Source organism: Acinetobacter sp. KH_038, from assembly GCF_057839405.1.
This window is the reverse complement of the sequence record NZ_CM174489.1, coordinates 2,423,290-2,435,223: the sequence shown is the minus strand read 5'-3', so window position 1 is coordinate 2,435,223 and position 11,934 is coordinate 2,423,290. Positions and strand designations below refer to the sequence as shown.

Below are 11,934 nucleotides of genomic sequence, written 5' to 3'. Positions count from 1 at the left end.
AAATTTTATAAAATTAGTAGCAAAAAATGTCTTTCGAAGAAATTCACCAGAAATTAGATAAATCTGCTTTAACATATTGGTTTGTAGGGGCAACGTTTGGACGTAATGCAGATCAGTTTGATCGCTTTATTGAACAGGGAATTTGGGAAAATGGCTATGAAAATGAGTTAACAGATAAAGTTAATTTGATGAAGGTTGGTGATAAAATTGCCATCAAATCATCATATGTTCGCAAAAAAGATTTGCCATTCGATAGTAAAGGTAATTTCGTTTCTGTTATGGCCATAAAAGCCATAGGAACCGTAACAGCAAATCGAAATGATGGCCACTTTGTTGATGTCGACTGGTCTGTACTGAAAGAGCCAAAAGAATGGTATTTCTATACAAGTAGGACTACATTATGGCAAGTCAAATATGAGTCTAATTACGCTAGACAGCTAATAGATTTTACTTTTGATAACCAAAAGCAAAATTTTGATTTCTTTCGAAATGAACCTTATTGGAAGAGTCGTTTTGGAGATACTCTTAAAAAAGAAATTACTTGGGCACCATTCTTGGTTGATTTATCAAATCAGTTGTTAGAATTTAAGCATGATAGAAAAATTCTAGTTGAAAAAGTTAAGACCATTGCAGCAAAAAATAATTTATCCTATTTATTGAACAAAGAGCTTAATGATATTTGTCCATTTACTGTTATTGGCATGATGAATAGACAAATGACGGATTCAAATAGGCAAGCAATTGCTGCAGATTTGGCTCAGGCCTTATCTGTAGAATCAACACTACCTAGTGATTTTGATGGTATTCCACTCTTAAATAACATGAAGTCTTGGTTCTTCTCTTTTGAAGAATTTCAGCAACCAAATGACATACAAAATTTATGGGATTTCTTTGAATCGTCAATTGCGTTTGCTGATGGTGAAGACACAGTTCAAGCAAACCAAGTTTTTATAGATTCTTATAACAACCTTCTAAAACAAAAAGGAATTGGATGGAACATTACGATGGCGTTGTTTTGGATACGCCCATGGGATTATCTAAGTTTAGACGGTAGTTCTCGTAAGTTCATTGAAGAAGAAGTAAAGCTCCAAATTCCATACAGTGGTTTTAAGAAAACGATAGATGGCAAAAATTATTTAGAATTGATCGCTAAACTTAAAACAATCTTTGAAAAAGATAATTCTTCGGTCAAAAGTTTTCCCGAACTCAGCATTAAAGCATATGACCCTAATTTTCTAGATGAAGAAGAGAATATGACAGAGTCTCCAATCATTGATGAACCAAAGATATCACTCAAAGATATTCTTGATAATCGATGTTTTATGTCTGAAGAAAAGCTTGAACAAATTGTTCGTAGAATTGAATCAAAAAAGAATGTTATTTTTCAAGGTGCAACAGGCACTGGAAAGACTTGGCTAGCACAGCAATTATCAGAGTATCTTGTTGGGCAGTACAAAGAAAACTTCATTCATATCCAGTTCCACCCGACAACGTCATATGAGGATTTCATTAGGGGATGGAGACCTAACTCTAAAGGAGAACTAAACCTTGTTGATGGTCCCTTCCTAGAATTGATCCATCGTGCACGCCATAACCCTGCGCAAAAATTTGTTATTTTGATTGAGGAAATTAACAGGGGTAATCCTTCTCAAATTTTTGGTGAAATGCTAACGCTCATTGAAAACTCAAAAAGGGCTCATCAGCATTCACTAGAGTTGATTTATAAGAAAGATAAAAATGAAAAAATTTATGTGCCAGAAAATGTTTATGTATTGGGAACGATGAATATCGCAGATCGTTCATTGGCTAAGCTGGATTTAGCTTTTCGTAGACGTTTTGCCTTTGAAGAATTAGAACCAACTTTTAATGATATTTGGATGAAAGTTGTTAAAGAAAATGTTGAACAAGTAACTGAAGGACAACTCCAAAAACTGCGCCTTAATATTGAGCAGTTAAATGGAGTAATTCAGGAAGATCCTCGTTTAGGTAAACCATTCTGCGTTGGCCATAGTTTCTTTACACCAGCTCAAGTATTTGATGATCTACAAGAATGGCTTGAAGATGTTGTTGAATCAGAAGTTAAGCCATTGTTATTAGATTATTGGCCTGACAATACACCTCAAGTTTCAAATTTATGTAATGCATTAAAGGACATCTAAGTAACATGTTAGATATCCATTACCATTACATCACTAAGTATGGAATCCCTATAAAAAATGTTTGGTTGTTAATTCTTTATGCTTCGGAAGTCTATAAGACTTCTGAAGATAAATTTTTGAATGTTGAAGAGAACCCTGATGACTTATACACCATTATCTTAGAGTTATTGTGCGATCAGTTTGATAGGAATATAGCTAAGGGGCTGTCGAGTAATTATGTCACTAGGAGTGAAAATTTAACTCGTGTACGAGGCAGTATTAATTTTTTAACAACTGAAAGTAAGATGTTGATGCAGAGGGGACAAGTCAATTGTTCTTATGACGAGCTTACTCTAGATATCCCAAGATATCAGTATGTGCTCATGACTTTGAAAAATGCACTTTTTTTAAAGGGTATCGCTGGATTAAAAGGAAGGATTATTCAGAATATCAATATTCTGGAAGGGCTAGGAGTTACTTGTCAATTCAGGCAAAACTATGAACTTAAATCAGATCGGTTTGGTCATTTTGATTATTCTGAACAGGCACTTCTTCAAACGTGTCAGCTGTTAAATGAATTGAAAATACCAACAATGCAAAAAGGAAATCATTTACTTCCAAATTTAGAAGAAATGAGTGAGGAATGGTTAAGAAAATTGTTTGAAAAAGCGGTTTATGGTTTTTACTCTAAGAACTTATCAGCTAAGGTGTGGACAGTTAGTCATAATAAAAAATTGCAATGGAAGTTTGATACTGATGCATTGATTACAGATATGCTACCTCAGATGGAGGCTGATATTATTTTAAGAAATACACGGACAGGACAGGCGACCATCATTGATACTAAATTTAATAACGTTTTAGTATCTAATCGATTTGGTAAAGAAAAATTTAGGAATGGGTATATCTATCAAATTTACACATACCTAAGGTCCCAAGAAAAAAATGGATATCCAGTATTTCAAAGAGGGGTATTACTTCATCCGAGCGTTGGAGTAGATATATCGGAAAAAGTAAAAATTCAGGGCTATGGGTTGGAGTTCCAAACTATTGATTTAACAGCGTCTGCAATAGAGGTTAAAGCTAGGCTAATAGAATTAGCCTAGCTTTTGATTTGTTTTTAATCTTTTAAACTTATAGCAACCGATTTAAAAGACTCTAGAGCAGCTTCTAAATGCTCGATGATTTCTTGTTGCAATACATCTGGAGTAGGTAAGTCATCTAGGTTGTCTAAGCTATTATCCTTCAGCCAGAAGATATCTAGGCTGGTTTTATCACGGCCAGTAATTTCCTCATAGCTAAAATACTTGAAGCGTTCCGTTTCTTGGCGTTCGAAACGATTTTCAGGATTATAGCATTTGATGAAGTCATCTAAATCAGCTTTACGAAGTTGACGAGTTTTAAGCGTAAAGCGCTTATTGGTTCTAAGGTCATAGAACCAAATACCTTTAGTCTGAGTTTGTTCTGATTTAGGTTTATTATCAAAGAAAATCACATTTGCTTTCACGCCATTTGCATAGAAAATACCAGTAGGCAAACGCAAAATCGTATGAACATCACATCCAGTTAATAACTTCTTACGTACACGCTCACCGACACCTCCTTCAAACAGTACGTTGTCAGGTAAAACGACAGCAGCTTTACCGTCTGCTTTCAGCATGCTGACAATATGTTGTAAGAAATTTAATTGTTTATTTGATGTGGTCACCCAAAAGTCAGGGCGCTCGTAAGTAAGAGACTCTTTATCTTCTTCACCTTCTTCATTGGTTAAAGTCATACTACTTTTTTTACCAAAAGGAGGGTTGGCTAAAACATAATCTACTTTTACAGCAGGTTCACTAATTAAAGCATCAGCACGAGCAATATGTGGTTCATCTGTAAGATGTCCAACATTATGTAGATACAAGTTCATCAAACATAAACGGCGTGTACTTGCGACGATCTCATTACCAAAGAAGGTTTTTTCTTTTAAGAATTCAGCCTGTTTATTATCTAGCTTTTGAGACAGTAAATATTTATGTGCACCCAGAAAAAAGCCACCTGTACCACATGCAGGATCTGCAATGGTTTTCATTGGTTTTGGGCGTACACATTCAACAATTGCATCAATCACTGGACGAGGGGTAAAGTACTGACCAGCACCACTTTTGGTATCTTCTGCATTTTTTTGCAAAAGGCCTTCGTACATGTCGCCCTTTACATCAGCACCAATACCACTCCAAGTATCTTCATTGATGAGTGATACTAAACGATGCAGTTTTGCAGGATCTTGAATTTTATTTTGTGCTTTAAAGAAAATGGCACCTAACATGCCAGACATAGTACCAAGTTTATTTAACACTTTAAGATAATGCGTTTGTAACTCGGCACCTTTTAGGCTGATCAGACTTTCCCAGTCGTAACCAGCTGGAATACCCACATCAACTGACTCAAATGGATTTAGTGTTTTTTGTTCATGAGCCATTTTTAAGAAAAGTAAGAATGTCAGTTGTTCTAGGTAATCACCATAGCCCACACCATCATCACGTAAGGTATGGCAGAAATTCCAAATTTTGGAAATTAAGGTAGTCGCATTCATTACAATGTAATCAGTTCTAAAAATCTCGGTCAAGAATACATCAATACTAGTGTAAGACCTATAAGCCCATTGATGTTAGTTTACTTTCTAACCAAGGTATGTCTTCACGAAATTGCAAGATTATACCTTTTACAAAGGTATAATATTCTCGTGATGGATTTAGATTTTTTTCAATAAATCTCTCAAAGTCCGCATCTACATTATTTTTACCCATGTACTTGTCTAATAAAATTTCGATATCTGCTTTTATTTCCCTTTTCTTTTCTACTACGCCATAGGCATTTAGCCCTAACAATCTAATAGAAAACGATGCTCTTTTATATTCAATTGCCTTAGTATTCGATGTAAAAGGCTTAATTTCCCCAGACAGAGTATGTAAAAGAAGAGTTGTATCTGATTGGACACATGGATCAAGTAACAATGGTTTCTCTGTTAGATGATTTTGAGTCAAATCCCAACAACGTTGATTTTCATCAACCAAAGGGAAAGAGTTTCCTTTACCATGAACGATCCTTGTTGAAGAATCAGTGTCTAATCGATTACACCGCTGACAAGATAATCTGTAATTAGTCCAGTCATAACTTAACCACCAATAGCCTTCAAAATCTTCACCATATCTTACATGGGAGCTCGGATATTTTAATTTTTTCTTGCCTATCTTTACTTGGTTTTTTGGACGAAAATGTTCAACATCAGAAGTTGATCTCAAATCTTTGGATTCACAAAACCAACATTTTCCAGAGCTCTTCAAGCTCAACCAAGACTTTAGATCTTTCCAATGGGCATCTTTAATTAGTTTTTCTTTGGGAGTCAGAGCTCTTTTAGGAAAAGGGCCAAATATATTCGCAACTTGTAATAAGCGATATGTATAGGTTGTGGAAGTATCACTTGGATTATGAAAATTTCTATCTGTTGGGGGTGAGGTGTGATCTATAAAGTTCATTCTTCACTCGACATAAGGCTTTTAACCAAAGCATCTAAAGCTTTTTGTTTATTTTCATCGGTAACAATGGGCTCATCTACATAAGTCGTTCCATGCATTAAGTCGAAACGAGCTCGCATAAATTCTTGTTTAATCCGATCTTTAAAATCAAAATTAAAATCTAATTTTTCTAGATACTCTCGTAATTCCTTTTGGCGTTCTTTATCTTCAGGTGTTTTATCTATTCTTGGTTTAATGACCAGCTTTTGATATTCAATTAATAGTTCATTAGTTTTTTTGTCTAGAGAACTCCCTAATCCGAACATATCACTCGTGATGATCCCAGCATAGCCCATACCTTTCGGGTCTAAATCAGGTTCAGTCGCATAAATCTGCTTATCTTCATCACGATGTAAAATCTGAATTTGTTCTTTTTTGAGTTCTGCAATAGCAATCGGATTATGCGTCGTAAGTACAATATGACTATTTGTTCTTAAGCCGTTCACCTCACTTTTCATGAAATCTTTTAAATAATTTAGATATTCAACTGACCATTTAGGATTCAGGTGTGTATCAGGTTCATCGAGCAAATAAAGACTTTCTTCTTCATTGGTAAAACGTAATAAGCCTAAAACTGTCAGTAGTTGTTGTTCGCCCTCACTTAATTCTTTAAAAGTGACAGTACCATTATTCTTTTTTAATTTAACGCGTATGTGTACAGCTTCAATTAACTCAGAGACATAAGTGCTTTCTAAATCACGAAATAGAATCCGTGGTTCTTTATGCTCCATGAGTTTTTGAAAAGATGACATATCTTTGAGAAATAGATATTGATATTCACGAGTTTTCTTATTCCATAAGCTACTTTTTGAACTTTTGGTAATTTTAATTGGCGCTAACGAAATATCGTACAGTTCACTAAGGAACTCTTTAACTACGCCTTTGGCATCCCAAAGTCTTGGATCACCATCATCATTTTTATTTGTCCAAGAGGGTTGGCGTAATTCAAAAAGAATTGATTCGATGCCAGATTCGGCATCAATACCTAACTGATTTTCCAAAAAAGATTTAATCGTTTCATCTTGTTTAAATAAAAAAGCTAAGAGGACAAATTGACTGTGAATAGGAAGGGCATAGAACATACGTTTAAACCCAACTTCCTCCGAAGTTTTACCACTTCTTAGTTTTTTGTCATATTGTTCGATGTATGGTGTAAAAATATCCTGCATTCTAGTACTTAAACCAGAGTAATAGCTAAAAACAAATTTAGGTAAAAACTCACTATTTTCAGCTGTAAATTTTGTAAAAGAGACATTTATAGGTTTAGGTGCTTCAGAAGCCTCATTTTCACTTTCAGGGTTAGGAATTACTTTTTCTGAGAATAAATCAGGTTGTTTTAGCTCGACTAAATTTATTGGAGATTGATGTGGGCTTAATGGTTCTAAAACTGTTTGAAGTGGGATGTACGAAAAAATATATTGATCTTTTTCCAAATCAGGATCAGCTTGAATAGTGACATATTTCTTGTTTATGCCTGAACCGATCTCATATTTCAGCTCAAAGGCAAAGGCTGGCATTTTTTCTTTTCGAATTAAATCTCTAAATATAATAGCAAGTGCTTCTAATACATTAGATTTACCTGTCCCATTCCAACCAATAACAACAGTGATGGATTGATGTTCATCGAAGTCGATACAGACATCTTTTAAATTTTTAAATTGATGGGTAGAGCTATCCTTTGCACTACCAATTTTTAAATAATCAAGACGCATCAGTCTTATCCTTGAGCTTAATCAGATCTTGTTCTTTACTATTTTGTTGATCTGGCTTTACTATGATTTTGTCATCTAAGCTTAACGTGCGAAGCTGTTCGTAAAATTGTTCGATTTCTTCAATTTTACTGTTTCCGTTTAGTCCAAAAGATGTTGCTAATTCTTGCCCTGAAATCCAATCTGACTGCTGTTGTAAAATTTCTAGGATAGAACGAGACATACCTACTTCCTTTTTAGCTTTTGAGGTTGAGCGTTTTTTGGTAGATGATTTTTTTACTAAAGCTTCTGCTTCACGTTGCTGTTGAATACGTTCTAACAAGACTTGAGCAGGTTCATCATTAGGATCTTGATGAACTAAAGACCCATTAAAAGCTTTTTTCAAAATATTTTGCTTTTGGGACTTTAAAGTTATTAATAAATTTTCATTACTGATGAGCAATTCATCAAGCTTTACTAACTCTCTACTGATGATTTTGACAATTTCATTGATTTCATTAGTGGATGTAAGAGGGAAAGGAATTTTTTCAACAATCGATTTATTTAGAGCAGGTTGATTGTTGCCACTGCTACTACGACGAGTCTGTTCATATTGAGACCATAGCCAATAGTAAACGTAATATGGTGATATATCAGTTTGAGGAACCCAAATAGCTGCACAATTTTGATTGTTAGCCGCCTCAATATCTAATATAGCAACTTGTCCACGTGTTTTGCCTTCACCAATCATTCCTAGAAGAACAGAGCCTTTAGGATTCAATTGCGTGCTGCTATTGTTTAAACCTAATGGAGTAATACTTTCTTTAGTTTCGGCTATAAGATTAAAACGTACCTCGCCTGAACTAACCCAAGGTATTTCACCATTCCAATAGTCAGGAATTTTACGGCTAGGTGTTGCCCCAACTTTAACTTCGAAACATTGACCTAGAGAGCTCCACACCCAACCCTCAGGCAATTGAGGTAAATTTTCGGTATCAGGTTGAACAGGCTCAGGGTATTTATCCTGCCAATTTTTTGGCGGATTTTTCCCTTTTTCTGCAAACTCTTTAAGTTTCTCTTGTTCCCAGCGTTCACGGCGTTCTTTTAAAATACGTGCTAATAGCTGTTCACCAGTTTCAGAAGCTTCTGTTTGAGTTTCACGCCATTCTTTACTGAGCTCGCCTTCAACAGCTGACTTTAATAGCGACTGACGATAAAGCTCTAATTTCTTCTGAGCAGTTTCAAGCTCTTCAATGCCATTATCCAGTTCGCTAAAGAGTTCATCGATTTTATCAGCAATACGGCTTTGTTCATTAAATGGGGCGAGTACCAAAGGAATTTGCTTCATTGAGGCACTGGTGAGTTTTAGTCTTGTGGTACCTGAAACGAACTCACGATAATTGAGAATGTTTAATTGATGTAATACAAATTTATTATTAACTAAATTACATGCACCACCCAAAATATGTGCATGATTATTAACCCAATATTTCCCATGAACTAAATAAGCTTTATTTTTGTTTGGATCTAAGAATGGGGCAGCATCTTCACCTAAAAGAATTCTTTCACCTTCTGAACGATAATCATCAATAAATCCTACTTGCCCAGTAGCACCATAATAAGGAAAAAGCTCTTGTGGATCTTTATTAGAAATTCGTTGAGCTCTCTCGGCATTATTAATTGGATTGCGTTCATAATCAAAAATATCAATAATATCTTCAAGCTTAGTATGAATCCAACTACTTGGAATTGTATTACTCATGCCACTAACTCTTCATTTAATTCTTTCATTAATGGCATCAGTTTCTCTCGACCAAAAACTTCTGCCGCTTTAAATGCTCCGCCATGACTCGCCAACGATCCCAACTTAAAATCGTTCGGTGTTAGCTGACAACTATTCGCAATATGATCTTTCATTAAACGGAGCCAAGTCATCTGCTCTTCAGTAAATGCTGTTGCATTCTGAGCATTATGTCTAAACACCCACTTTTGGAAACGTTTATCGACTTCCTCACTAAATGGAGAAAGCTCTTGATCTAAACCAGAAGCAAAACGAACTAAAGATAATAAATCCGTTAATTTACGCTGAGTATTTACACCTTTGACTTGACTGCCTTTTACTCTTTCATAAGCAGACCAAAGACGTTCAGTAGTCAGTAATAGCGGAGGACGGCTGAGTTTATCATGAAGCTCTTGAATCATGCTTAAAGTCAGTTCACGGCGTTGATAGGGTTGATCATAAAAGAAACTTAAGGCTTCAATGTCTTCACGATGCTCTTTTAAATATGCTTCGAACTTTTCGATGTCTTCCTGAGCTTTCTGTTCTACATTTGCAGAAAAACCACGGTGAACGATTTGATCAATGTTTACAGTATCAATAATTTGTTCAGCATCTTTCTTTTCGATCAATAAATTTCTAAGTTCAGGATTATCAAATATACGGTAAGCCTGCTCAAGGAGTTCACTCATCTTGTCCAAATACTGCTGTTCAGAAATAGAATTTTCCTCAATAACCAGACCTTGAGACGTAGCATCTGTGATAATGGCTTGATTAATCGTATCAGGATCAACCGCATTCAAAATAGACTCTGTAATCTGTTTTAGACTTTTGCCATCGGTAAGCTGGCTAATTTTAGCTTGTGTTTCTGCATCTAAATTTTTATTGAGTCGAATCAGTCGGTTTGCCAAACTTAAAGCAGTATCTTCATCTACATCACCAATAATGATGCCATCCATAAGCTGCTTTAAGGTTGTGGTTGGTTTACGCTCTAATTGGCGACTCTCAGTTTTTTGAGATTTTTCTACCCCAACAGCATCAATGATCACAAATCGAGTTTTGGCGCCGCTAGCACTTTGTGAAACTTTCTTTAAACCATCTTCATCTAAACTACGAACACCACGACCTTTCATCTGCTCGTAATAGCCTTTAGAACGAACATCTCGCATAAACAGTAAAACCTCTAATGGTTTCACATCGGTGCCTGTAGCAATCATATCGACAGTCACGGCAATACGAGGGTTATATTCGTTACGAAAATCGCTGAGTACACCATCAGGATCTTTTGCGCTATAGGTTACTTTTTCACAAAACTCATTGCCCTTACCATACTCTTCACGCACGATATTAATAATGTCATCTGCATGGCTATCTGATTTGGCAAAGATTAAAGTCTTTGGAACTTCCTGGCGATCTGGAAAAATTTCTTGGCTTACAGCTCGCTTCATTTCTCGAATGATGTTGCGAATTTGACTTGGGTTGACGACATCTTTGTCCAAGTCTTTATGAGTATATACAATATCTTGATCAGCCTCCACTAAACGTTTTGCACGTGTTTGACGACTACGACGATCAATGAATTGCTTTGCTCGAATTGTTTGACCTTTTTTAGTAACTTCGGTTTCAATTTCATAGATGTCATAGCCAACATTGACACCATCGATTACAGATTGCTCATAACTATATTGAGCAACAATGTTTTCATTAAAGAAACCGTAGGTACGTTTATCGGGTGTTGCACTAAGACCAATCAAAAATGAATCAAAATAGTCGAGGACCTGTTTCCATAAATTGTAAATACTGCGGTGGCATTCATCGATGATAATAAAATCAAAAGATTCGATAGGGACATTAGGATTGTATTTGATCAGATTTTTTGATAATCGCTTGTTTTCTTCGATTGTATCCAATTCATTCAAATTAATATCTTCATCGCTTTCATCTAGTTTGTCACCAGACAAAATCGAATACATACGTTGAATAGTAGAAATACAGACATCTGCTTTAGTATCTAAAGTTGAAGACATCAATCTTTGAACATTATAGAGTTCAGTAAACTTTCGCTTATCATCAGGTGGGGTATAAGCCATAAACTCTTGGTGAGCTTGCTTACCCAAATTACGTGTATCTACTAAAAACAGAATGCGTTTTGCATTTGCAAATTTAAGTAGGCGGTAGACAGAAGAAATAGCTGTAAACGTTTTACCTGCACCTGTGGCCATGTGAATAAGTGACCGAGGCTTTTGTTGAGTTAGAGATTGCTCAAGACCAGTGATAGCATCGATTTGGCACTCTCGTAAATTCTCAATATTTAAAGTGGGTATCTCGAGGAGCCTTTGACGTAAGGTCTTCTCTTTTTTAAATAGCTCACTTAAAAATTCAGGTCTATAAAACCAAAAAATTTCACGTGAGCGAGGCTCAGGATCTCGTCTATCTGTAAAACGAATAAGTTGAGATGTCGCTTGGAAAAGAAATGGAAGATCATCATAAATTTTTTTTGATTTAAAGCCCGATGTTGCATACCTTTTAGTTTGGCGTTCGTGTGTGGTGATATTTTCACCTTCTTCATCACGCTTCGCCTCTATCACACCGACAGGGGTACGATTCACAAAAAGAATGTAATCTGCTGGACCCGTTTTAGTTTGGAACTCTCGAACAGCGATACCTAGGGCAGCACCAGGATTAAACTCTTTTTTATCGACAACAAGCCACCCAGAAGATTCTAGTTTTTGATCAATGATAATCCGAGCTTTATCTTCTGGAGACATGTT

7 protein-coding genes are annotated in these 11,934 nt (G+C 35.7%); 2 read left to right on the top strand and 5 right to left on the bottom strand.

Translation table 11 applies throughout. The features are described 5' to 3' along the window. Positions 1-26 precede the first annotated feature (26 nt). Positions 27-2,159 (top strand): McrB family protein, encoded by a 2,133-nt coding sequence (locus AC3IT7_RS11495; protein WP_489248563.1) that lies wholly within the window; start codon positions 27-29, stop codon positions 2,157-2,159. A gap of 5 nt (positions 2,160-2,164) precedes the next feature. Continuing rightward, positions 2,165-3,244, top strand: coding sequence for a 5-methylcytosine restriction system specificity protein McrC (locus AC3IT7_RS11490; protein ID WP_114237687.1), 1,080 nt, complete (start codon positions 2,165-2,167; stop codon positions 3,242-3,244). 14 nt (positions 3,245-3,258) lie between these two features. Here AC3IT7_RS11490 and AC3IT7_RS11485 read toward each other — a convergent pair whose 3' ends face one another. From AC3IT7_RS11485 to AC3IT7_RS11465, 5 genes are read right to left on the bottom strand one after another with little or no spacing between them, the layout of a single operon-like run. After that, on the bottom strand, positions 3,259-4,716 hold the full coding sequence (locus AC3IT7_RS11485; protein ID WP_489248562.1) for a class I SAM-dependent DNA methyltransferase: 1,458 nt from the start codon (positions 4,714-4,716) through the stop codon (positions 3,259-3,261). Between the two features lie 58 nt (positions 4,717-4,774). Continuing rightward, a complete protein-coding gene (locus AC3IT7_RS11480; RefSeq protein ID WP_151984820.1) occupies positions 4,775-5,659 on the bottom strand; it encodes an HNH endonuclease family protein in 885 nt (294 codons plus the stop codon). Next, positions 5,656-7,410 (bottom strand): AAA family ATPase, encoded by a 1,755-nt coding sequence (locus AC3IT7_RS11475; RefSeq protein WP_151984822.1) that lies wholly within the window; start codon positions 7,408-7,410, stop codon positions 5,656-5,658. The genes AC3IT7_RS11480 and AC3IT7_RS11475 overlap by 4 nt, the downstream gene beginning before the upstream one ends. Then, entirely contained in the window at positions 7,400-9,148 is a 1,749-nt protein-coding gene (locus AC3IT7_RS11470; protein WP_489248561.1) for a restriction endonuclease subunit S, read from the bottom strand. Before AC3IT7_RS11470 ends, AC3IT7_RS11475 begins: the two co-directional genes overlap by 11 nt. Next, positions 9,145-11,931 (bottom strand): type I restriction endonuclease subunit R, encoded by a 2,787-nt coding sequence (locus AC3IT7_RS11465; protein WP_489248560.1) that lies wholly within the window; start codon positions 11,929-11,931, stop codon positions 9,145-9,147. The genes AC3IT7_RS11470 and AC3IT7_RS11465 overlap by 4 nt, the downstream gene beginning before the upstream one ends. Positions 11,932-11,934 lie beyond the last annotated feature (3 nt).